The sequence below is a fragment of the Rhizobium sp. M10 genome, assembly GCF_002531955.1.
In the GTDB taxonomy this organism is placed as follows: Bacteria; Pseudomonadota; Alphaproteobacteria; order Rhizobiales; family Rhizobiaceae; genus Rhizobium; species Rhizobium etli_C.
Window position 1 is genome coordinate 20,195 of record NZ_NWTA01000011.1, and the last position, 22,105, is coordinate 42,299.

Below are 22,105 nucleotides of genomic sequence, written 5' to 3' on the forward strand. Positions count from 1 at the left end.
GTTATGACGCTTGACGACGCGAGAGGAACGATGGCTGCAAAACCACCGCAGGACGATTTGGAGGGCGAAGAGACCTCGCTGGCGCCGCCGCTCGACGTCGGCCGGCTTGGCGATCTTCTGGGCTTTCACCTGCGCATGGCGCATGTCGCGATCTATCGCGATTTCGCAGCAACCATGGAGGAGTTGGGGCTGACGCAGAAGCAGCTCGCTGTGATGGAACTGCTGGCCGGCAATCCGGGCGCATCGCAGATCGACCTCGCCAATACGCTCGGCACCGATCGCGCCACCATGATGGCTCTCGTCAACCGTCTGGCCGGCCGCGACTTCATCGAGCGCCGCCCTTCCGCAGCAGACCGCCGCCGTCAGGAACTGCATCTGACGCCGGCCGGTCACGCGATGCTCGTGCAGGCGCGCGAGCGAATCGACAGGCACGAACAGCGTTTCATCACCCTGTTTTCACGCGAGGAAATGGACGGGCTGCTTGCTGCGCTGAGGCGGATTTACAGGGGAAATTGACGGGCTCGTTCCTGGAGCCTGGGCCGACCGGGCCTAAAATCATCCTGTTCTAGGGCCAATCGGCGTAGCCCGAGGACAGCATGCTGTTTTCGGAGCCGGCCGAAGCGCGGGCGATCTCGCGATAGCCGGCGGGCGAAAGCCCGGTCTTGCGCTTGAAGAAATGGCTGAAATAGGTCGGGTCGCGAAAGCCGAGGCTGTCGGAAATTTCCTGGATATTGCGGGCCGAACGCTCCAATCTGAGCTTCGCCTCCTGCACCACCCGCTCGTGCAGCAGCTGGATTGGCGAACGGCCGAGCGCCCTCTGGCAGATGGAATGCAACCGGTCGGCAGTCACGCCGAGCTCCGCAGCATAATCGCTGATCGGCCGGTGCCGACGAAAACCGGCCTCGACGAGTTGCCGATATCGCTGCAGAATGGACGCGGTTTCGCCCTGCCCTCGCTGCTCGCTTCTCTCGCCGCCTGCGCCCCGCCACAGCGCCATCAACATCAGCCTGATATAAGCGGATGCGACCATCCAGGAGGAACGCGAGGGATCGCCGAGTTCGCGCACCAAGCCTGAAATCAGCGGACTGATTTCGGCTACCAGCGGCGGATCCGATACCTCAACGAGCTTGCGCTGCTCGGTGAAGATACGCAGCGAATAGGATTCCACCTTCTCGCCGATCGCATCGACCATGATCTGCGGCGACGCCCCGACCAGATGAGCCGCATTTCCGGCGGCGATCGAAAGGTCGCAGCCGGCCTGCGGCGGCAGGAAGGCAAGCAGCGCCCCCTGCAGCGGCCGATCTTCGCCATTGTCGAAATGAAGCTCCGCACTTCCCTCCCCAAGCAGAAGAAAATGGTAGAAATCGGCATAGAGACCTTTTTGCAGCCGGATGCGCCGGTGCGATAGCGACGGGCCGTGCCACTCGCCCCTTGCATAGTGATGAATGCCGCCGTCGGTCGCCAATGCTTCTCCTCCGCTCTGGGATCAAACACTGCGACAATCGCCGGATAATTACAATATTAACCCAATAAATCGCATTCCATCCTGAAACGATCGGCGTAACCTACCCTTCATCAGCCTTTGGGAGGAGGCACTCCAACAGACGCGGAAACCGCCGGGCGGCCTTTGGGCCGCGGCATCCGCTCGTTTTCTCCCATGGCAAAAAAGCAAGCGCCAGTCCGTGGCGGATGAGGAAAAACCGTGTTCTCGGCAAAGCTGATGATCAACAATCAGGTGATGGATGCTTCCGAAGGCGCCACCTTCGAACGCATCGATCCGCTCACCGGTGATGTCGCGACGATTGCCTCGGCAGGATCCGTCGCCGACATGGCCAGGGCGGCCAATGCCGCTGCGGCCGCCTTCCCGGACTGGTCGCAGACCGGCCCCGGCGAACGGCGGAGGCTGCTCAATGCCGCCGCCGACATTCTCGAAGCCCGCACGCCCGAACTCATCGAAGCCATGACCGGCGAGACCGGCGCCACCGCGCAATGGGCAGCGATCAATTGCGGGCTCGGCGCAGATATTTTTCGCGAGGCGGCGGCAATGACGACGCAAATCTCGGGTGAACTCATTCCTTCAGGCATTCCCGGAAGCATGGCCATGGCGGTGCGCCAGCCGGCCGGCGTCTGCGTCGGCATCGCCCCCTGGAATGCGCCGATCATCCTCGGCACGCGCGCCGTCGCCATGCCGCTTGCCTGCGGCAATACGGTTATCCTCAAAGCCTCCGAACTCTGCCCGAAGACCCACAGCCTGATCGGCGAAATCCTGCGCGACGCCGGTTTCCCGCGCGGCGTCGTCAATGTCGTCTCCAATGCGCCGGGCGATGCCGCCGCCATCGTTGACGCCCTGATCGCCCACCCGGCCGTGCGCCGCATCAACTTCACCGGCTCTACCCGTGTTGGCAGGATCATTGCCGAATCCTCGGCCCGGCATCTCAAGCGCTGCCTGCTCGAACTCGGCGGCAAGGCGCCGTTCATCGTGCTTGCCGACGCCGATATCGACGAGGCCGTGCGTGCCGCCGCCTTCGGCGCCTTCATGAATCAGGGCCAGATCTGCATGTCGACCGAACGGATCATCCTGATGGACGAGATCGCCGATGGCTTCGTCGGCAAATTCCGCGCGAAAGCCTCAACCCTCGTTGCCGGCAATCCCAAGGACGGCAACACGCCGCTCGGCGCGCTGATCAATGCCGAGGCCGTCCGGCGCGTCAGGTCGCTCGTCGACGACGCCCTGCAGAAAGGCGCGGTGCTTATCTGCGGCGGCGAGGCTCACGGCACGCTGATGGATGCGACCGTCATCGATCACGTAACGCCTGCCATGCGCATCTATCGCGAGGAGAGTTTTGGACCGGTCGCGGCGATCATCCGGGTCGGCAGCGTCGACGAGGCCGTGACGGTTGCCAACGACAACGAATACGGGCTTTCGGCCGCCGTCTTCAGCGCCGACGTCAACGCCGCCCTTGCCGCCGCCATGCGGCTCGAATCCGGCATCTGCCACATCAACGAGGCGACGGTTTCCGACGAGCCGCAAATGCCCTTCGGCGGTGTCAAATCGAGCGGCTACGGCCGCTTCGGCGGCAAGGCGGCGATCGATGAATTCACCGAGCTCAGATGGGTCACCATGGCATCGGGAAAACGGCACTACCCGATCTGACAGATCGGCCGAAATGAAGAATGGGAACGGGCTGGGAGGCCCATCAAGAGGGAGGAATGATTTCATGAGCGGAAAATTCAACGCGGCATTGCTGAGCCGCCGCTCTTTCATCGCATCGGCCGCGGCAGGCGGCGCAGTACTGGCGCTTTCCGGCCGCGCGGCCTTCGCCCAAAGCGGCGATACGCTGAAGGTCGGCTTCATCAGCCCGCGCACCGGCCCGCTCGGCGGCTTCGGCGAGACCGACGGCTATGTCCTGGACCTGGCGCGCAAGGCGCTGGCGAACGGCCTGCAGGTAGGCGGCAAGACCTGGAAGGTGGAGATTCTCGATCAGGACACCCAGTCCGATCCTTCGCGCGCCGGCCAGCTGGCGAAGGAGCTGATCAACAACCAGGCCATCGACCTGATGCTCGCCGTCTCGACGCCCGAAACCATCAATCCGGTGGCCGATGCCTGCGAGGCGGCCGGCATCCCCTGCCTCTCGACGGTCATGCCCTGGGAAGCCTGGTATTTCGGCCGCGGCGCCAAGCCCGGCGCGCCCTCGCCCTTCAAATGGACCTATCATTTCGGCTTCGGCGTCGAAGAATTCCACAAGGCCTACGTCTCGCAATGGAGCCTGATCGACACCAACAAGAAGGTCGGCGTCATGTATCCCAACGACGCCGATGGCAATGCGATCCGCGCCCATCTGGCGCCGGCGCTTGCCAAAGCCGGCTTCACCATCGTCGATCCCGGCGCCTATGAAACCGGCACCACCGATTTTACCGCCCAGATCGCCCTTTTCCGGCAGGAGGGCGTCGAGATCTTCAACTCCTTCCCGATCCCGCCCGACTTTGCCGCCTTCTGGCGCCAGGCCGCACAGCAGGGTCTCACCCAGCAGATCAAGATCTGCCAGATCGCCAAGACGGGCCTCTTTCCCTCCGACATCGAGGCGCTCGGCGATCTCGGCATGAACATCGGCAGCGCCGCCTATTGGCACAAGGCCTTCCCTTACAAGTCGACGCTGACAGGCGTCTCCGGAACCGAACTCGCCGACGGCTATGAAACGGCAAGCGGCAAGCAGTGGACGCAGCAGCTCGGCGCCAGCCTTGCGCTTCTCGACGCCGGCTTCGATGCGTTGAAGGCGAGCAGCGACGTCAAGAGCAAGGAGGCCGTCGCCAAGGCGATCGCCACGCTCAAGACGACGACGATCGCCGGCAAGGTCGATTTCACCAGCGGGCCCGTCGCCAACGTCTCTCCCGGACCGATCATCGGCACGCAATGGGTGAAAGCGGCGGAGGGCTCGAAATTCGCGCTCGACTACGTCGTCACCGAAAACGCCACCGATCCCAATGTCCCGGTCGGCGCCAAGCTCACCGCTTACAACGGATAGTCGACAGTGCAACAGCGAGCTCACAATCGGCCGGGAGGAACCTTTCTCTCGGCCAGGGGAATCCACAAACGGTTCGGCGCGCTCGTCGTTCTCGAAAACCTCGACTTTTCCATGGGTGATGGCGATGCGGTCGGCATTGTCGGGCCGAACGGCGCCGGCAAGACGACGCTGCTCTCCGTGCTTGCCGGCGCCTTCCCGCCGAGTGCCGGAAGCATCACCTTCGATGGCGCCGACGTCACGCGCCACACGGCGGCGCAGCGCTGCCGCTCCGGGCTCGTGCGAACCCACCAGATCCCCAAACCCTTCAGCGGCATGACGACTTTCGAAAATGTTTTCGTCGCTGCATCGCACGGCAATGCCGCAAGCCGCGACGAGGCCTATGATCGTGTGGTCGATGCGCTTTCGCTCTGCGGCATGCTCGCCGTCGCCAATCGCCCGGCCGATACGCTCGGCCTTCTCGATCGCAAACGTCTGGAACTGGCCCGCGCGCTCGCCACGCAGCCGAGGCTGCTGCTGCTCGACGAGATCGGCGGCGGGCTCACCGACGGCGAGGCAAGCGAACTCGTGGACACCATCCTCGAACTGCGCCGCCGCGACATCGCCATCGTCTGGATCGAGCACATCGTTCATATCCTCCTGCAGGTGGCCGAGCGGCTGATCTGCATGGATGCCGGCCGGATCATCGCCGATGGCGAGCCGCAAGCAGTCATGAGCAATGCGGACGTGGTCAAAGCCTATCTCGGGGGGACGCCGGCATGAGCCTTCTCTCGATCCGCAACCTCGACGTTCGCCACGGCCTGCTCCAGGCGGTGCGCGGCGTCAGTTTCGATATCGCCAAAGGCGAGGTGCTGGCGCTGGTCGGCGCCAACGGCGCGGGCAAGACGACGCTGCTGCGATCGATCGCCGGCGCCCATCTCCCAGCTGCCGGCCAGATCCTTCTCGACGGCGAAGACCTCGCCGCCGTCCCCTCTCACAAGCGCATCGCTAAAGGCATCGCTCTGGTGCCGGAAGGCCGCCGGCTGTTTTCCCAGATGACCGTCGAGGAGAACCTGCTTCTCGGAAAGAGCTGCGGCCGCAAGGGCGACTGGAGCATCGATCGTGTCCTCGACGCCTTCCCGAACCTGAAACCCCGCCGTCGCGCCAAGACCGGGCACCTCTCGGGCGGGGAACAGCAGGCGACCGCCATCGGCCGGGCGCTGATGAGCAATCCCGATATTCTTCTGCTCGACGAGGTTTCGCTCGGGCTTTCGCCCCTGGTCGTCGACCGCGTCTATGCCCAGTTGCAGGCACTGCTGACCTCGGGAACCACCATCGTGCTGGTGGAACAGGATCTCACCCGCGCCATGAGCGTCGCAAACCGCGTCATCTGCATGCTGGAGGGACGCATCGTCCTTGATCGGCCGGCGGCGGCCGTCACCCGCGAGCATGTCACCCAGGCCTATTTCGGCTTGCACCGGGCTGCCGGCGAAAGGAGCGCATCGTGATCAACTCCCTGCTCCAGGGCATTCTGCTCGGCGGCTATTACGCCGTCATCGCCTGCGGTCTGTCCTTCATGTTTTCGGTCATGCGGATCATCAATCTCGCGCATGGCAGCCTGGCGATCGCCGCCGCCTACGGGCTGTGGCTGCTCGCCGCCAAAGCCGGCATTTCACCTTTCTCCGGGTTGCTGATCGTGCTGCCGGTCATGGCGGTCCTCGGTTGGCTGCTGCAGCGCTTCATCCTGGAACGCAGCGCCCGCGGCGGCACGCTGCTGCCGATCCTCACGACCTTCGGCCTGTCGATCGTCATCGACAACCTGCTGTTCGAACAGTTCGGCGCCGACACCCGCTCACTCGCGCCCTTCATCGGCAATCTCTCCTATGCGTCATGGCAACTTCCGGGCCATATCTTCGTCGGCAAACTTTCCGTGATGATGATGGTGACGGCGATCCTCCTTCTCGGCGCGCTGCAATTCTTCCTGAGCCGTTTTGCGCTCGGCCGCGCCATCCGCGCCACGGCCGAAGATCCCGATACGGCAGGGCTCGTCGGCATCGATGCACGTGGGGTGAATGCCGTCGCCACCGCAATTACCATGGTCACGATCGGGATCGCCGGCGCCTTTCTCGGAATGCGGGCAACCTTCAGCCCCTATGCGGGCGGACCGCAGCTGCTCTTCGCCTTCGAGGCAGCCGTCATCGGCGGAGCCGGATCGCTCTGGGGCACGCTTGCCGGCGGCATCATTCTCGGCCTTGCCCAGTCGCTCGGCGCGCAACTGCATCCGCAAGGCTTCCTGATTGGCGGCCATGCCGTGTTCCTGCTCGTCCTTTTCGTGAGGCTGTCCCGGTTCGGCATGCCTCGGCTCGACAGGCTCGGCGCCTTCTTCAACGTTCGAGCACGTCTCAGGAGCCCGACATGACACTCGTCTCCAACGGAATATCGATAGAACGCTGGACGACATCGTCACGGATGGCGATCTGCTCCATGGCCGCGTTGCTCGCCCTGCTAGCGCTCGCTCCCATAATGCTCGGCGCCGGCGCGATCGACCGGATGACGGCCCTGTTCATCTATGTGATCCTGGCCGCCATGTGGAATGCGCTCGCCGGTTTCGGCGGGCTCGTCTCCGTCGGCCAGCAGGTGTTCTTCGGCCTCGGCGCCTATTTCACCATCCGGCTTGCGGATGCCGGGCTCGATCCCTTCGTCTCGATCTTTGTCGCCGCGATCGTGACCGGTGCGCTGTCGGTGCCGCTTTCGCTCTTCATGTTGCGGCTGAAAGGCGGCGAGTTCGCGATCGGCATGTGGGTCGTGGCCACCCTCGCCCACCTCCTCGTCAATCTCGACAGCCTCATCCAGGGCGAAACGGGAACCTCGCTGATCTCGCTCAACCTCTATGACAGCGGCATGCGGCGGGCGGCGATCTATTGGCTCGCCCTCGCCTCCATGGCGGCCCTGCTCGGCGCGCTCTTCATGCTGATGAGAAGCCGCGCGGGGGCGGCCATGCAGGCGATCCGCGACAATGAGGAGGCGGCGACCTCGGTCGGCGTGCGGGTGATCGCGACCAAGCGGCTGCTCTTCGTGCTCGCCGCCTTCGGCATCGCGGTCGCCGGCGGCCTGTGGCTGGCGACCGCCACGACCTTCCAGCCGAAGACCTATTTCAGCGTCCAATGGACAGCCTACATGATCTTCATGGTGCTGGTCGGCGGGATCGGCAAGTTCGAGGGCGCGATCCTCGGCGCCATCCTGTTCTTCGTCATCGAAACCTTCTTCGGCTCAGCCGGCGTTTGGTACTTGATCGGCCTCGGCGCCACCGCCCTGATCTTCTCGCTCTACTTGCCGCGCGGGCTGTGGGGCGAAATCGAACGCCGCTTCGATTTCCAGCTTCTGCCCGTCGGCTATCGGCTGAAACTTCCCGGTCCGAACAAGATCAAATGGGAAGAATGAGCCGGCTTGCCTCCAGTTTCTCTTGTGAAAGGTGACATGCATGCTTTTTGGTAAAACGATCCTGGTAACCGGCGTGGCTTCCGGAATCGGCGCGCGCACGGCGGAACTGGCCGGCCAGATGGGTGCCGAGGTGATCGGCGTCGACGTGCGCGAACCCGCCAATGGAAGTGCCGCCTTCATCAGGGGCGATCTGTCCACCCCATCGGGCGTCGCGGAGATCGTCGCCCAGCTTCCGTCGCGCCTCGACGCGCTCGCCAATGTTGCCGGCCTTTCCGGCAACACCGGCGTCGTCTCGACGCTCGCCGTCAATTTCTACGGCCTTCGCGCCCTGTCGGAAGCCGTGGCACCGCGCCTGCGCGAAGGCGGCGTCGTCGTCAACGTCGCCTCGATTGCCGGCTATGGCTGGCGCGCCAATCTCGAGCGGGCAAAGATCCTGACCGGCATAGAAGGCTTTCCCGATGTCTCGGCGGTCGCCGCCGAACACGGCCTCAGGGACGAGGAAGGCTATCCGCTTTCCAAGGAACTGCTCCTGCTCTGGACCATGCGCGCGGCGCACCAGCCCTTGTTCAAGGACCGCGGCATCCGCGTCAATGCGGTGAGCCCCGGGCCGGTGGAAACGCCGATCCTGAAACAGTTCCGCGCCGTGCTCGGCGATGCCAGGGTCAACAGCGACATTACCCGCGTCGGCCGCGCCGGCACCGCCGCCGATATCGCGCCCGCCGTGCTCTTCCTCTGCTCGGACGGCGGACGCTGGATCAACGGCGCCAATCTGGCCGCCGACGGCGGCCTCGAAGCATCGATCAATGCCGAAGTCCTCGGCTTTTAGTTCCATCCCTCAGGAGACTCCCATGAATATTTCCCTGCTCATCAACGGCGCCGACCGCGCAGCTTCCGGCGGCCGGACTTATGATCGTCTCGATCCCTTCACCGAGAAGCTCGCGAGCCGCGCTGCCGCCGCAAGCCTGGAGGATGTCGCCGCCGCCGTCGATGCCGCCTCCGCCGCCTTCGCCACCTGGTCGAAGACCGGCCCCGGCCAGCGCCGCGCGATCCTGATGAAGGCCGCCGACATCATGGATTCCAAGGCGGGCGAATTCACCCGGCTGATGATCGAGGAAACCGGCGCCACTGCACCCTGGGCCGGCTTCAACGTCATGCTTGCCGCCAACATCCTGCGCGAGGCCGGCGCCATGACGACGCAGATATCAGGCGAGATCATTCCCTCCGACAAGCCCGGCGCGCTCGCCATGGGCGTCCGCCAGGCGGCCGGCGTGTGCCTTGCGATCGCGCCCTGGAACGCGCCCGTTATCCTCGCCACCCGGGCCATCGCCATGCCGATCGCCTGCGGCAATTCCGTCATTCTCAAGGCATCGGAACAGTGCCCGGGCACGCACCGGCTGATCGCCACCGTGTTGACCGAAGCAGGCCTGCCCGCCGGCGTCATCAATGTCATCACCAACGCGCCGGAGGATGCGCCTGAAATCGTCGCGGCGCTGATCGCCCATCCCGCCGTCAGGCGCGTGAACTTCACCGGCTCAACCAAAGTCGGCAGGATCATTGCAGAGACCTGCGGCAAATATCTCAAGCCTGCCCTTCTCGAACTCGGCGGCAAGGCGCCGCTTGTGATCCTTGACGACGCCGATCTCGACGGTGCCGTCAACGCCGCCATCTTCGGCGCCTTCATGCATCAGGGGCAGATCTGCATGTCGACCGAGCGGATCATCGTCGACGAGACGATCGCCGACGAGTTCGTCGCCAGGCTGGCCGCCCGCGCCAGCCAGTTGCCGGCCGGCGACCCGCGCGGCCACGTCGTCCTCGGCTCGCTGATCAGCCTCGACGCCGCCAAGAAAATGGAAGAGCTGATCGCCGATGCGACGACCAAGGGTGCAAAACTCGTGGCCGGCGGCAAGCGCTCGGGCACCGTGGTCGAAGCCACACTGCTCGATCACGTCACGCCTGACATGCGCGTTTATGCGGAAGAATCCTTCGGTCCGGTCAAGCCGATCATTCGCGTCTCCGGCGAAGCGGAAGCGATCCGCATTGCCAACGACACCGAATACGGCCTGTCATCCGCCGTCTTCAGCCGCGATGTCCAGCGGGCCATGGCGGTGGCGGCGCGGATCGAATCCGGCATCTGCCACATCAACGGTCCGACGGTGCATGATGAGGCGCAAATGCCCTTCGGTGGCGTCAAGGGCAGCGGTTACGGCCGCTTCGGCGGCAAGGCGGCGATCGCCGAATTCACCGACCTGCGCTGGATCACGGTCGAGGATTCCGCCCAGCATTATCCCTTCTGACCGTCGACGGTGTCGCCTGCGACGGCGGGTCACGCCATGACCGCGATTGCGGCCATGGCGCCGGCCATCTTCGCTCCGATGACTTGCATCGATGCTCGCGGCTTTCAGCGCCGGGAGCCGTTCAGCGCCTCGGCAAGCTTCAGCCAAAGATCGTGTGGCGGCGACGGAACTGGTCGCGTACCGTCGTCGCTGGCCCGGATTTCGCCAGCGACCTCGTCCGGTCCGACCGCCGTCAGCATTCGCCGGAATTTTGAAGCCTTGTTGGTAAAACGCTCCGCGCCCTGTTCTCCGAGCACGGTGCGGACTGTCGCCATGGCCAGATTGAAGTTCTTCTGCAGCGGTCCAAATGCGCCGCGGTGCTTGTCCCGCATGCCGCGATGGAGATCGCCTTGGGCGAGAGCGGCCATCGCATCGTTGAAATCAGCGAGGTTATTGCCGATCGACGACATCAGTTCATTGAGCATCGTCGCCGAACGCCTGAAATTCGGGTCCGTATAGTCGGCATTCATTCGCCGCGTCAGATCGCCGTTCATGGCAGCATCGGCGAATGCCGCGATGTCAGCGCAGAATCGGGCCTTCTGATCCTCACTGTCGAGATCGCGGGGATCTCGGCCTTGATGCGTCGTGTTCGGTCCGGAGCTGTTCATTGTCTCGACCACGCACCAGCCTTAGCGCAACACGCCGCCGTCATCGGACTCGCGACAGATCAAGAGAGCAGCAATGCCATGCACCATATTCTATTCCCCGCTGACCAATTGCGCCGCTGCCGCTCATGAGTGCGCCGGCGCCAGCTTTGCCAAAAGCAGGACCATCCAAGGCAGCAACGCTTTAAAAAAGTCCTTCCTCGCCTCTACTACAGGATATTTGCTGCGCAGAACGGACAGCATCAGCGTTTTTTGACCATGATCCGGCGGCCTGGACCACCATGCCGGTCAGCTCCTCCTAATCGACCCGCTTCAGGTCTTTGGGAACGCCATATGCCGATCCGTCGTACCGCAGCCGGCGTTTGTCGATCGTCGTCTTATCTTCGCTGTTGCAATTATTATCCGTTCCGACCCGATTGACGGATGTCGTCGTTTTCTCGGTGACGACGATGTCGGCAACCGTGGCTTTCGCTGATGGAACCATCGAAAGCGTGCGCGTGGTTTCGCTAAACTCACCGGCGCAGACGGTATCCCATTCTCCGTGACTTTCGCCGACGACGATGTTGTCGAGAACCGGCTTCAGCCCATCACCTTCGATCGCGAAGAGCCATAAGGTCGTTTCACCAAATGGATTGGCGCGCGAGCTGCCGTCCAGCGAAACACGCAGGCCGAAAGCCGTTCTCTTCGGAGCGAGCTGATAGCGTGCGGTATCGAAGGCGACGCTTCGTACACGAAAGGCGTCGTCGGACATAAGGCCGTCAAGACGCAACCGCTGCCTTACTTGCAGGTTGGCGCTGTCGACGACGAGCAGTTCGATATCCCCTTCGTTTTCCGAATCCGACTGCTCTGTCATCAACGGAACCGCAATCAGCGTCAGCTGGGGCTGAGCCGGCCAAACCCGGCAGATCACCGCATGCGGATCGCCATCAACACTGTCGCCCTTGGGTAGCGTGATGGTTGCCCCCTCGAACAGAAGAGTACGATCGTCGGCATTTGTCGCGCTCGGATAGGCACGCCGAATGATGTCTGCCGCACGGCCGGCGCATTCATCCTGCCCCGCCAATGCCGCCGGAGCGCCGAGCCCGATCAGGACGATCGGTGCGAAGAACAAGGTTCGGACGTTCGAAAACCGCTTCATATTGATCCTCAGCAAAACCAGCCATGCAAAGCGTGAGCTGCAGCATACGGATCGCACCAAAGCCAGGCGCGCGTCAATTCTCGACCAGCTGCGCCACGGCGCGGCTTCACCCCAGTCAGCTCACTCTGCGTATAAGCTTGGCCCGCCAAACACCGCGGGAAAAGGCGGTGAGCAGCCTTCACGGTCAGGACATCGAAGCAAGCCTATATGATGGCGAGCGATGGCGGCAGAGTTGCGGGAGAAGCGTCATCCGTCGAAAGGAGCCTCTTTGCATGACGCTGAAATCTCCGTTTTCATTGAGCCGCGCCTTAAAAGCGCAGAAAAAATTGCGCCGCCTGGTCGAGAAGGTCGCACGCCAGAGCTGGCCGTTGGCAAAGTCAACCAAGGCGAAGAAAAAGCACGTCCGGCCGCAGTTCGTCGAACGGATTGGTTTCGGCAGCAATCCCGGAAGGCTCAAGATGAAGGTGTATGTTCCGCCCCGGCTGGCACGCAACTCGCCGCTTGTCGTGTTGCTGCACGGCTGCCTGCAGACCCCGGAAAGTTTCGACGCTGGCAGCGGCTTCAGCGCGCTCGCTGGCCGGCGAAGGTTTGCGCTCCTCTGTCCGCAGCAGAGCCGCAGCAACAACGCCAATCTCTGCTTCAACTGGTTTCGCCCGAGCGCGGTCGCCCGCGACCGCGGCGAATTGATGTCGATAAAGCAGATGATCGACACCACCATCTCAGACCACCGGCTTGATGGATCACGTGTCTATATAGCTGGGCTCTCGGCAGGCGGCGCCATGGCATGTGCGCTTGCGGCTACCTACCCCGATATGTTCGATGGCGTCGCGATCTTCGCCGGCCTTCCCTTCGGCGCGGCGCGGGATGCAGTTTCCGCGCTTTCGCTCATGCGATCGAGCGTCGAAAGGTCTGCGCTGGCATGGGGCGATTTGGTCCGCTTGGCCTCTCCCGGCGCCACCCTGTGGCCGCCCTTATCGATCTGGCAGGGCAGCGACGACCGCACCGTCCATCCTGCAAATGCGGAGGCGATTTTGTCACAGTGGCTCGATGTGACCGGCCTAGAAAGGAACGCCGCAATCCTCCGAATGAAGCCCTGGGGCCGCGTGGAGCGATGGCAGGCCGGTGGCCGCGATCCGATCAGCTATTATCGGCTCGACGGCTTCGGCCACGGATTGCCCGTCGGCAAGGACAGCCTGGCAGGCGTGAAGGGCGGGCGAGATAGGTTCGTGTTACCGGCAGGCGTCTCTGCGCCACGCGAACTGATGAAGCTATGGGGGCTTTGAGGGCGAGCGCATGTCGCTCCGTGGCCAGGGCGTGACGGTTGGCTGCTTTGCTTTCTAGAAGCTCATCCGCGGGCAAGAGGGCAGCGCGGTCCGATTCCCACCGAGAGTGAGAGGGCGGATCATCCGCCGGCAGCAAGACGGCGTGGCCGGCTATTTAAAGACAATGAGGCTCGCCGGAGTCGGCGGCATCGGTTTGACCCTAACCCGCACGGCCTGCCAGCCTTCCCATCTCGGTCAGCTCACTCTGCGTATAAGCCTGGCCCGCCGGCGTGCTGGCGAGCATCTCCCAGGAAAACGCCGCGGGAAAAGGCGGCGACACGCGATCTTCGTTCGGCACGAAATCGACCGCGACGATCCGACCATCCTCTGCAAGGCTCGCGACGTCGGGCGAACCAGGCGTTTCGGCACCCGACGATGGAGATTCCGAAACGCCTCCAGATCAGCCGACCGGCGTACCTCGGCGCTTCTCGATATCGGAAATGATCGCATCCCAGTTTTCCGGGGTGAGCTCGCGCTGGTCGGGCTCGCGGGGCGGCGGACTGACGCCGCCCTTGGCGCCGACGATCGGGCCGGTCTTGGCGTAGATGCCGACCGTGTCGTTGACCGTGCGCTTGAGCATGTCGTTCATCATGTCGGTCTGCTTGTGGAAGGCCTTTTCCTGCTTGATGCTCTGGTAGATGGTAAAGCCTGACCAGGCCGCCCAGGACACCGCGCCGGCAACGGCAAAGCCGAGCGAGAAGCCGCCGGAGACCAGCGCGACCGTTGCGCCGGTGCGTCCGAGGAAGGTGGAATTCACCAGCATGTTGGCCACGCCCGCAATGCCCTCGATCGCGCCAATCGTGTCCGCCACGGTTCCGATACCCATGAAGATGAGATCGACGGGGTCGCCCTTGCCGCTCGTGAGGCCCTGCAGGAACTGGTAATATTCCACCGGCAGCCAGGCGACGCCGGCAACAGCGAAGACCGTCGTCCCGGTGTTCTTGAAGAAGGCGGAAAGCACGCTGCGCTGCGCCCGCGCCAGTTCGTCGGAAACCCCGACAAGCGAGCTTATGCCATCCAGCAGCGAGAAATTCGAAGCCTTGATCGCCGAGCCGAGCGCACTGCCCATATGCGCCAGCGCGCCGAGGGCGTGCAGAACGACGACGCCGATGCTGTCCCAGGTCGGGCTGGTCATGTTGAGGCCGGCATAGATCGAGCGGGAGGCGGTGAGCACCGACATCACGCCGGAGGACAGCGCCGCCTTGTATTTGACCGGATCGACGCCTGCCGGCGCCGCCGTCGCGGTCTTGTCGATCAGCTTGTTGAGTTCGGCCTTGATGGTCTCGATGCTGCCGCCCGGACGCATCAACCCCCAGAGCGAGGTGAAGACCGTCGTGAAATTGGTCTTGTATTGCGCCATGGCCTCGGCGTTGCCCTTGAACAGGGTTTCCGCCAGCGCGTCGAGGCTCGGGGCGATGATCTTCTTGATCGCCTCTTCGGCGGTCTTGCCGTCGACGATGATCGGATCGATCACATCCGTGCCGGGCATCAGCGTCTTCATCAGGCCCGACATGGAAAGCCCCATGTCCTTCAGGCTGGATGTCAGATATTCGCTGTCGATATAGGGCAGGTCGAGCGCCTGGATCGTCTTGCTCCAGCCATTGTCCTTGGTGCCGAACATGCGCTCGGCAATCCAGGCGTCGCCGCCGCTGCCGGCGAAAAAGCGTCCGTCGCCTGAGCCGTTGGCGGCGATCCCCTTGCCGGCCAGTCCGGTGCCGATCATGATCGCCGCCATGACGTCGTTGAACGAATAGCTGGCAAGATTGCTGGAGGGCAGCGGCGAGAAATTCTTGTCCCATTCCGGATTGGCCGGCAGCTTCGAGACGAGGCTGGCGCCCATGACGAGGCCTTCCAGCGCCGTCTGCACCGCATGGCGGTAGCCCCAGACCTCCTTGCCGCCGGGCGCGCTCAGGCGCGATGTCAGGCGCTCAAGATTGCCGGCGAGATCGCCGATCCCGATTTCTCCGGCGCCGACCTTGTCGAGCAGCGGGCCGAGAAGCGCCTTGACGTCAGCCTTGAACTGATCACGAACCTCGGCGCTGTCTCCCCCGTAAAACTGGTTGGCCATCGCCTGGATGGTCGGGTTGAACAGATGGGTGATATTGTTGGGGACGGTGCTGCCGAACTCGGAAGCCGCCACCTTCTTCAAGCCGTCCAGATCGATCTTCAGATCGGGGAACAGGCTGCCGCCGAGCCCGAGCGACTGGTCGGAATCCACAACCGGCAGGATGGAGCCGAGCCCCTTGAGCTCCCGCTCGGTCTTGTCGCCGGCCAGGCCCATCCGGATCAGGCCATCGAGCGCGGTCGTCGGATCCGAGATCGTCGGCAGCACGTTCTTATCGAAGAACTCGGCATAAGTCTTGTCGGCGATCGCCGAGCGCTGCTTCACGAAATCGTCGGGAAGCACCATGGAATAGAAGCCGAGCGCGGAATTATATTCCTTGAGGATCGTGGCTGTATCCTTGCCGGCTTTGAGCCCGTCGTTGAGGATGCCGCCATTGACGATGTCGCGTTCGAAGGCATCCTCGACCTTCCCGCGCAGGTCTTTCATCTTCTCATCGCGCGTGATCGTGTCGTTGATGATCTCGGAGGCATCCTTGTTGGTATCGGCCGGCGCGACGCGATAACCGGAAAAGATCAGCTTAAAGGCCTTCAGCGCCTTCTCGGTCATCAGCGAGTTGACGTCGGGATCCGAGCCGAGAATGGAAATCGACTTGTCGAGATCCTTCAGAATCTCCTGATCGTTGTAGATGCCGCGCTGGTTGTCGCCGAGGCTGTCCTTGTATTTGCCGAAGGTCGCCTTGGTCTGAAGCAGATCGAGATACATGATCAGCTTCTGCTCGGCGGTGTAATTCTGCGGGTTTTTGACGACGTCGATGCTTTCGAAGGACTTGTCCTTGTCCTTCAGCCCCTCCATGAAGCCCTGATTGATCTCGCTCATGAAGTCGGACTTGAACAGCAGGTCGATCACCGGCTGGATCGGCGCGGTCGGGCTGGAATCCGTATTCGATGTACCGGCGAGCGAAACGAATTTCGGGCTGGTCGCCGGCATCGATGCGGACGTAAAAATCGTCATGCCCGTCGTCGCCCCGTCGGAGGCAAACGGCGATGTCTTCTTGACCGTGGCGCTCGTGGTCTTGCCCTGGTCTGCGGAAATTTCGGACTTCGCATTGGAATCGGCATTTAGCCGGAGAAATGAAACCGTGTCGGTATCCGAAGATGCTGGTGCGATCGAAGACATGCGTTCCCTTTGATTTTCTTGTCCGCTTTTCACGGATGACGCCGTTTACCTTACGTTAGGCATAAAAACGACCTTTGCGGGATAATGCAAGTCCGGTAGCGACATTGCGGTTGCAAAAAAGTTCGGGCACCTGACGCGAGGGAGATCGACGGCGAAAAGAATCGCGGCTCTCCCTCATCGGAGAAACCGGGCAGAGCGCACTTTACTCGAGCTCTGAGAGGCGGCTTCCCCGGCTTTGCCGGGACGGCATGCCGCCAAATGCTTTTACCAGACGAACGACGGATCCGGCCCGAACTCGAGATGCACGGACTCGCCCATGTAGCGCTCCAGCTTCTCGTTCAGCTGCTTTTCCATCTTGTCGAGTTTCTTGACGCCGTTGGCCATATCCCACAGGCCAAGCGCCAGCCCGACGCCGGAAGCGATGAGGCCGGTGACCAGCCCGGCCGCAGCCAGCCCCGCCTTCGCAGCGTTGCTGAAGATGGTCACCACTTCGGGCGCCACGGTGCCGAGGCCGGAGAAGGCGCGGGACATCGCATTGGTCAGATAGAGCATCGCTTCGGAGAAGCCGATCAGCGCATTAGCAGTGCCGGCAACGCCGCCGATGACTTCGAGAGCGCCCTTGGCGCGGTCGCCGGCCTTCATCGACCGCGATGCGGAGTAGAAGCTGAGGCCGGCCATGGCGAGGCCGCCGGCCGCGCCGAGTATCTTCCCCGCCGCTTCCATCGTCTTGGGCGAGAAGCTCATGGAGATGCCCTTGCCCCAGCTGCCCGGCTCATTGCCGAAAACGCTGAACGGTTTGCCGGCAACGTCGAGATTCTTGCCGAGCCCCTCCATCGTCATGCCGACGATCTGCGTCGCCGAGCCGACCGCCGCCGCGATATCGGTAGACGTCCACTTGCCGCCCACACCGAGGCCGCGCGCCACCAGCACGCTCGACATCGTCAGCATCTGCACGGCGTGCACCAGACCGGCCTTGTAGACCTCGGCGTCGATGCCGGCCGGGGTGCGGGTCTGGCGCGGCAGATCGAGCGAATCCTTGAAGGAGGCGAGCGCGTCGTCGAGCTTCATGCCGCCGCGCACCAGGCGAAGCACGCCATCGACATTGCGGGCGATGTCCTGCGCCAGATTCTGTTTCACCGTTTCGCTCCCTGCAGGCGCATTTGCGCTAAGGAAGTCCTGGGCGAACTTGTCGGCGAGCTGGCTGATGGCCTCGTTCGTCGCACCGGGCACGAAAGCATCGTCGGGGCCTGACAGCAGCGGCCCGAGATCGACCCTCTGCCCGTCGCCGATATATTTCTCCTTGATGATGTTGGAGAAGGTGACGTTGGCGGCGCCGATATGTTCGTCGATATAATCCTGCGGCAGGAGATCGACGAGCGTGTTGAGCTCGGAATAATAATCCTTCAAGGCATCGTCGAAGCTCTTGCCGGCGGCAAGCGCCCTGTCGATCGCCTTGCCGCCGGCGATGTCGATCAGATAGGCGTCCTCGATGTTGGTCAGCAGATCGGAATTCTCAGGGCGCTGCAGATATTCCTTCATGCCGCTTGCGAAGGTGTCAGAGAGATATTGCTGGGTGGCGGGATCGGCCGTCAGCTTTTCGATCCGTGCATCGAGGTCTTTGCCGACGCGCTCGCCATCGGGAACGCTGTCGCCATACTGGTTCATATAGCCATTGAACTGCTGCTTGATTTCGATGAGGTCGTAGAGCAGCGTCGCCTTCTGCTCCGGCGTCAGCTGGTCGAGATGGTCCATATTGTCGGGCGCGACAAAATCCCGGTTCACGTCTTTCACGGCGTCGCCGAGAATGCCGTATTTGAGTTCGTCGAGCTTTTTCAGCGTCGGTTCGTAGGCCGTCGACGGCGCATAACCGCGCAGCACCTTGCTCTCCAGGATGTCGTTGTCGTCGATCGGGCGCTCCACGACGGGCTCGGTGACCTGCACGCCCATGGCGCGGGCCATCTTCTTCAGGCTGGATGTCAGATATTCGCTGTCGATATAGGGCAAGTCGAGACTTTGGATGGTCTTGCTCCAGCCATTGTCCTTGGTGCCGAACATGCGCTCGGCAATCCAGGCGTCGCCGCCGCTGCCGGCGAAAAAGCGTCCGTCGCCTGAGCCGTTGGCGGCGATCCCCTTGCCGGCCTCTCCGGTGGCGATCATGATCGCCGCCATGACGTCGTTGAACGAATAGCTGGCAAGATTGCTGGACGGCAGCGGCGAGACGCTCTTGTCCCACTCGGGATTGGCCGGCAGCTTCGAGACGAGGCTGGCGCCCATGACGAGACCTTCGAGCGCGGTCTGCACCGAATGGCGGTAACCCCAGACCTCCTTACCGCCGGGGGCGCTCAGGCGTGACGTCAGGCGCTCCAGATTGCCGGCGAGATCGGCGATCCCGATTTCCCCGGCGCCGACCTTGTCGAGCAGCGGGCCGAGAAGTGCCTTGACATCGGCCTTGAACTGATCACGAACCTCGGCGCTGTCTCCCCCGTAAAACTGATTGGCCATCGCCTGGATGGTCGGGTTGAACAGGTGGGTGATATTGTTGGGAACGGTGCTGCCGAATTCGGAAGCCGCCACCTTCTTCAGGCCGTCCAGATCGATCTTCAGATCGGCAACCGAGCCGGTTTCGCTCCTGTCTGCCCCCGCATCGGCCAGTATCGCAGAGCCGCTTTTGGCCGGCGTGGATTGCACGAAGATCGACGGACTGTCGCCGGTCGGAGCGATCTTGCGTATGTCGCTGACGTCGATGGTTTTCGCCGATGCCGAACGGCTGGTCGCGTCTTTCTGGCCAAGGTCCACGACCAAAGCCTCAACCTCTCCCAATCCACTGCCGACGCGTTCCACCATTTTTCATCACTCCCGATCAAAGGCTCCGCACGCAGCGGAGAACCGGACGCTTCGTTAGGTCAGAAGTTTTTCAGTTATGTGACAAGGGATCGGCTTGTCGGGAGGACTGCAACCGGTCCTGGCGCCGCCGTCTTCCTGCGTCATTTCGCGCACCGGCGCGGCAATCGGCCATGGAAAACGCAAGGGGCAAGATCCAAAAGCTACTCGTTTTCCAATGACTTGATCATATCCGACAGAATGTCGGTTCGTGTCGCAATCCTGCGCGCTCGCGCGACCTCGTCTTCGAGACGATCGGCGCGCCGTTCAGCGGCTGCAACCGCTTCCTCCAGCGCCCTGCCCCTGTCCTGGGCTTCCGCTTCCATCGCCCGCAGCTTCGACTGTTTTTGAACGATCGCGTGCACTTCCGCACCGGACACGAATTTGCCGGCAGCCAGGTTCTGGCCGATCGACGCCTGATCCACCCGCGCCTGCACCGCTTCGAATTCGGCGCCTTCCCGTTTTCGTTCCTCGGCCAGACGTGCGATCGCGCCGCGTGCTTCCGCCAGCTGCCAGGAAAGATTCTCGGCCCGCAGGTTGCGGATTTTCCGTAGCTGTTCGAGGGGGGACTTCTTGGGCATGCGGCGGATTCAGGTGCCGTTTCCCACCGTTATCACTTCGATCTGGCCGCCCTTGAAGACCCGAATTTCCTTCGTCGCCTGCCGGCTCAGGACATCCTCGACGGCTTTCACGAAGATCTGCGGGCCACGCACGAGCACGAGCCCGCTGCCTTGATCCTCGCGAACGGCATCCGCGGGAAGTAACGGAAACAAGGCGTGAATGGCGCTTTCCATCGTCTTCCAGCTCCGGCCCTTCCGCTCGAAGATCACCGTCGCCACCTCCTGCTTCGGTGCGATGATGACCCGGCTGCCGTCGAAGGCGACGAAGAGATTGCTGGCATCTCCGAGCTTTGCGAAGGCCTCGACACCATTCTCCTTTACCGACCAGTTCTGCACCGTGCCGCTCAGCTTGCCGACCGTCGTCACCGGAATTCCGGACATGAAGGAAAGCGTTTCGACAACATCGGCAAGCGGCTGCGAGACGACATTCAAACGGAGTTCGCGCTGATTGGCCTCAGCGGAGGCCGATCCAACAAGGACCAAACCGATCAAGACACCGGCAGCTATACGCCCGACCATTTCGCCATACCTTTCGATCTCTATCGAGCCCGGGGGGATAACATGCCTGACGGCGCTAAGAAAGATCCACGACGACTATCTTAATATAAGGTTAAACATGATAGTAAATCATGGCACGTCGATTCTGAACATGAGTTACGATCAAGTATCGACTCCTATCCAAAATGCGAATTACATGTCCAGATTGCGCATTAACGAATTTTTCACGTACATATTGAAATTTATATTTGTCCGTATAAGTTCTCCTCGCCAATCCATGAAGGAGATAGATTTATGGCAACTTCCACTTCCACGTTGGACGCGGGCGTCAGCTCCGCGATTTCCAGCTTCAAGGCCGCCCAGAACGAAGCAACCGAGCAGAGCCTGAAGGTTGCAACCGAGATCACCAAGATCAACGGCGTTGCCAACGCCATCAAGAAGATCGGCCCGGGCTGATCCAATGCAAAGGCGAGGCAGCGCAAGCTGCCTCGCTTCTTTTTTCTGGACGGCTTCCAAAGCCCATCTGAACCGGTTTCCAAAGAGCATGCGCGCGGATTTGTATTCATTGCCGTCGAAATTCGGGAAGGGCGCCGAAAGCAGGGGTTCACGACAGGAAGCAATGCGGCTTGCGACTCCGGCATTGCGCATCAGCAAAGGCGGCCGCACCTCTTCCCTGCCTCTGGAGCCGGGAACCCATGTCGTTGGCGGTGGCCCCGGATGCGACCTCGTCATTGTCGGCGCCTCTTCCGAACCGGCTTTCTCTCTTTTGCTGACTAAAAAATCCGACAACGTTTCCGCCTCGATCAGCGCTTTACGGGACGATATCATCGTCGCCGACCGGCTCCTGAAGCCGGAGGAGACGGTTCCGCTTCGTGCCGGGCAGACGATCCGATTCGATGGAACCGAATGCCGGGTGGACGGACTGACGCAACCTTTGCGGCGCGGCCGACGCAAAATGGTCGCAGCCGGGCTGTTGATTCTGGCAGCACTTCTGCTTTTGGCCGGCTTTCGCAACGACGAAACATCCGGCAATGCCGTGGTTGCCGTGAAAACGGCGGCGACGGCGGAGAGCCGGCCGACCGCCGAAGCGATTGCCGAAGAACTTCGCCAGGCGATCCGGCTTGCGCAATTGCCTGAGAACATGACCGTGGCGCCGCTTGCGACGGAGATCCGTGTCGGGGAGAATTCGTCTCTTTTGAGCTTTGACGACAGAGCGAAGCTTCACGATATCATCGATGCCTTGAACCGGCGCAGTCCGGTTCCGATCGTCGACAGGAGCAGCCTCTCCTCCGGGCTTGCAGGATTTGTTGCCGCCGCAGGCTACGAACCGTTCAGGTTCATCGTCGGCGCGGACGGCCATCGCTATCAGGAAGGCGATACCGTGGCGAGCGGCTGGCGGATCGACAAAATCAGCCCCGGCGAACTCACCGTCTCGCGCAATGGCGAGGCCGACACGATCGACTTCAACTTCCCCGCGGGCGACCTAAATCTGCGGCTGGCGAAAAGCGCCGACGCGGAAGGCAACTGA

At 62.5% G+C, this 22,105-nt stretch carries 20 protein-coding genes and 1 pseudogene; 13 read left to right on the plus strand and 8 right to left on the minus strand.

Translation table 11 applies throughout. From position 1 onward, the window contains the following. The first annotated feature begins 30 nt into the window (after positions 1-30). Positions 31-516, plus strand: a complete 486-nt coding sequence (locus CO671_RS18695; protein WP_097607151.1) for a MarR family transcriptional regulator — start codon at positions 31-33, stop codon at positions 514-516. A gap of 49 nt (positions 517-565) precedes the next feature. Here CO671_RS18695 and CO671_RS18700 read toward each other — a convergent pair whose 3' ends face one another. Next, complete coding sequence (locus CO671_RS18700; RefSeq protein ID WP_097607152.1) at positions 566-1,465, minus strand: AraC family transcriptional regulator; 900 nt, start codon at positions 1,463-1,465, stop codon at positions 566-568. Between the two features lie 255 nt (positions 1,466-1,720). On the opposite strand from CO671_RS18700, the gene CO671_RS18705 reads away from it, so the two are divergent. From CO671_RS18705 to CO671_RS18740, 8 genes are all read left to right on the plus strand, one after another. Beyond that, positions 1,721-3,154 (plus strand): aldehyde dehydrogenase, encoded by a 1,434-nt coding sequence (locus CO671_RS18705; protein WP_170965010.1) that lies wholly within the window; start codon positions 1,721-1,723, stop codon positions 3,152-3,154. A 64-nt stretch (positions 3,155-3,218) separates the two neighbouring features. Next, the gene (locus tag CO671_RS18710; protein ID WP_097607154.1) at positions 3,219-4,523 is read left to right on the plus strand and encodes an ABC transporter substrate-binding protein; all 1,305 of its coding nucleotides are present in this window, start codon (positions 3,219-3,221) and stop codon (positions 4,521-4,523) included. 6 nt (positions 4,524-4,529) lie between these two features. After that, positions 4,530-5,282: an ABC transporter ATP-binding protein gene (locus CO671_RS18715; RefSeq protein WP_097607155.1), complete on the plus strand. Its 753-nt coding sequence runs from the start codon at positions 4,530-4,532 to the stop codon at positions 5,280-5,282. Next, positions 5,279-6,007 carry an ABC transporter ATP-binding protein gene (locus tag CO671_RS18720; RefSeq protein ID WP_097607156.1) on the plus strand — a complete coding sequence of 243 codons (729 nt, stop codon included), beginning with the start codon at positions 5,279-5,281 and terminating at the stop codon, positions 6,005-6,007. Before CO671_RS18715 ends, CO671_RS18720 begins: the two co-directional genes overlap by 4 nt. Beyond that, positions 6,004-6,918: a branched-chain amino acid ABC transporter permease gene (locus CO671_RS18725; protein ID WP_097607157.1), complete on the plus strand. Its 915-nt coding sequence runs from the start codon at positions 6,004-6,006 to the stop codon at positions 6,916-6,918. The genes CO671_RS18720 and CO671_RS18725 overlap by 4 nt, the downstream gene beginning before the upstream one ends. Further along, positions 6,915-7,940: a branched-chain amino acid ABC transporter permease gene (locus tag CO671_RS18730; protein WP_097607158.1), complete on the plus strand. Its 1,026-nt coding sequence runs from the start codon at positions 6,915-6,917 to the stop codon at positions 7,938-7,940. Before CO671_RS18725 ends, CO671_RS18730 begins: the two co-directional genes overlap by 4 nt. A gap of 40 nt (positions 7,941-7,980) precedes the next feature. After that, a complete protein-coding gene (locus tag CO671_RS18735; protein ID WP_097607159.1) occupies positions 7,981-8,766 on the plus strand; it encodes a coniferyl-alcohol dehydrogenase in 786 nt (261 codons plus the stop codon). A 22-nt stretch (positions 8,767-8,788) separates the two neighbouring features. Beyond that, positions 8,789-10,234 carry an aldehyde dehydrogenase gene (locus tag CO671_RS18740; protein ID WP_097607160.1) on the plus strand — a complete coding sequence of 482 codons (1,446 nt, stop codon included), beginning with the start codon at positions 8,789-8,791 and terminating at the stop codon, positions 10,232-10,234. A gap of 104 nt (positions 10,235-10,338) precedes the next feature. Here CO671_RS18740 and CO671_RS18745 read toward each other — a convergent pair whose 3' ends face one another. Continuing rightward, complete coding sequence (locus CO671_RS18745; RefSeq protein ID WP_245424993.1) at positions 10,339-10,881, minus strand: chemotaxis protein; 543 nt, start codon at positions 10,879-10,881, stop codon at positions 10,339-10,341. Between the two features lie 295 nt (positions 10,882-11,176). Beyond that, positions 11,177-11,941 (minus strand): hypothetical protein, encoded by a 765-nt coding sequence (locus tag CO671_RS18750; RefSeq protein WP_245424994.1) that lies wholly within the window; start codon positions 11,939-11,941, stop codon positions 11,177-11,179. Between the two features lie 347 nt (positions 11,942-12,288). On the opposite strand from CO671_RS18750, the gene CO671_RS18755 reads away from it, so the two are divergent. Beyond that, positions 12,289-13,299 carry a PHB depolymerase family esterase gene (locus CO671_RS18755; protein ID WP_097607162.1) on the plus strand — a complete coding sequence of 337 codons (1,011 nt, stop codon included), beginning with the start codon at positions 12,289-12,291 and terminating at the stop codon, positions 13,297-13,299. Positions 13,300-13,449: 150 nt separating this feature from the next. Here CO671_RS18755 and CO671_RS18760 read toward each other — a convergent pair. Both CO671_RS18760 and CO671_RS18765 read right to left on the minus strand, forming a co-directional pair. Next, positions 13,450-13,681 (minus strand): annotated as a pseudogene (locus CO671_RS18760) (SAM-dependent methyltransferase); the annotation flags it as partial. Between the two features lie 57 nt (positions 13,682-13,738). After that, the gene (locus tag CO671_RS18765) at positions 13,739-16,309 is read right to left on the minus strand and encodes a hypothetical protein (protein WP_245424995.1); all 2,571 of its coding nucleotides are present in this window, start codon (positions 16,307-16,309) and stop codon (positions 13,739-13,741) included. On the opposite strand from CO671_RS18765, the gene CO671_RS34245 reads away from it, so the two are divergent. Further along, positions 16,290-16,592 (plus strand): hypothetical protein, encoded by a 303-nt coding sequence (locus tag CO671_RS34245; RefSeq protein ID WP_245424996.1) that lies wholly within the window; start codon positions 16,290-16,292, stop codon positions 16,590-16,592. The genes CO671_RS18765 and CO671_RS34245 overlap by 20 nt on opposite strands. A gap of 251 nt (positions 16,593-16,843) precedes the next feature. Here CO671_RS34245 and CO671_RS18770 read toward each other — a convergent pair whose 3' ends face one another. The 3 genes from CO671_RS18770 to CO671_RS18780 all read right to left on the minus strand — a co-directional run bounded on the left by CO671_RS18770 (position 16,844) and on the right by CO671_RS18780 (position 20,598). Then, complete coding sequence (locus tag CO671_RS18770; RefSeq protein WP_097607164.1) at positions 16,844-19,423, minus strand: hypothetical protein; 2,580 nt, start codon at positions 19,421-19,423, stop codon at positions 16,844-16,846. A 200-nt stretch (positions 19,424-19,623) separates the two neighbouring features. Then, a complete protein-coding gene (locus CO671_RS18775; protein ID WP_097607165.1) occupies positions 19,624-20,040 on the minus strand; it encodes a hypothetical protein in 417 nt (138 codons plus the stop codon). Between the two features lie 9 nt (positions 20,041-20,049). Beyond that, the gene (locus CO671_RS18780; RefSeq protein ID WP_097607166.1) at positions 20,050-20,598 is read right to left on the minus strand and encodes a hypothetical protein; all 549 of its coding nucleotides are present in this window, start codon (positions 20,596-20,598) and stop codon (positions 20,050-20,052) included. Between the two features lie 273 nt (positions 20,599-20,871). Between CO671_RS18780 and CO671_RS33780 the strand changes: the two genes are divergently transcribed. After that, the gene (locus tag CO671_RS33780; protein WP_170965006.1) at positions 20,872-21,033 is read left to right on the plus strand and encodes a hypothetical protein; all 162 of its coding nucleotides are present in this window, start codon (positions 20,872-20,874) and stop codon (positions 21,031-21,033) included. Positions 21,034-21,196: 163 nt separating this feature from the next. After that, positions 21,197-22,105, plus strand: coding sequence for a hypothetical protein (locus tag CO671_RS18785; RefSeq protein ID WP_097607167.1), 909 nt, complete (start codon positions 21,197-21,199; stop codon positions 22,103-22,105).

Coding starts and splice junctions, on each gene's coding strand:
- CO671_RS18695 (WP_097607151.1), top strand. CDS start 31: ATGGCTGCAAAACCACCGCAGGACGATTTGGAGGGCGAAGAGACCTCG.
- CO671_RS18705 (WP_170965010.1), top strand. CDS start 1,721: ATGATCAACAATCAGGTGATGGATGCTTCCGAAGGCGCCACCTTCGAA.
- CO671_RS18710 (WP_097607154.1), top strand. CDS start 3,219: ATGAGCGGAAAATTCAACGCGGCATTGCTGAGCCGCCGCTCTTTCATC.
- CO671_RS18720 (WP_097607156.1), top strand. CDS start 5,279: ATGAGCCTTCTCTCGATCCGCAACCTCGACGTTCGCCACGGCCTGCTC.
- CO671_RS18730 (WP_097607158.1), top strand. CDS start 6,915: ATGACACTCGTCTCCAACGGAATATCGATAGAACGCTGGACGACATCG.
- CO671_RS18735 (WP_097607159.1), top strand. CDS start 7,981: ATGCTTTTTGGTAAAACGATCCTGGTAACCGGCGTGGCTTCCGGAATC.
- CO671_RS18740 (WP_097607160.1), top strand. CDS start 8,789: ATGAATATTTCCCTGCTCATCAACGGCGCCGACCGCGCAGCTTCCGGC.
- CO671_RS18745 (WP_245424993.1), bottom strand. CDS start 10,881: ATGAACAGCTCCGGACCGAACACGACGCATCAAGGCCGAGATCCCCGC.
- CO671_RS18755 (WP_097607162.1), top strand. CDS start 12,289: ATGACGCTGAAATCTCCGTTTTCATTGAGCCGCGCCTTAAAAGCGCAG.
- CO671_RS18770 (WP_097607164.1), bottom strand. CDS start 19,423: ATGGTGGAACGCGTCGGCAGTGGATTGGGAGAGGTTGAGGCTTTGGTC.
- CO671_RS18775 (WP_097607165.1), bottom strand. CDS start 20,040: ATGCCCAAGAAGTCCCCCCTCGAACAGCTACGGAAAATCCGCAACCTG.
- CO671_RS18780 (WP_097607166.1), bottom strand. CDS start 20,598: ATGGTCGGGCGTATAGCTGCCGGTGTCTTGATCGGTTTGGTCCTTGTT.
- CO671_RS33780 (WP_170965006.1), top strand. CDS start 20,872: ATGGCAACTTCCACTTCCACGTTGGACGCGGGCGTCAGCTCCGCGATT.
- CO671_RS18785 (WP_097607167.1), top strand. CDS start 21,197: ATGCGGCTTGCGACTCCGGCATTGCGCATCAGCAAAGGCGGCCGCACC.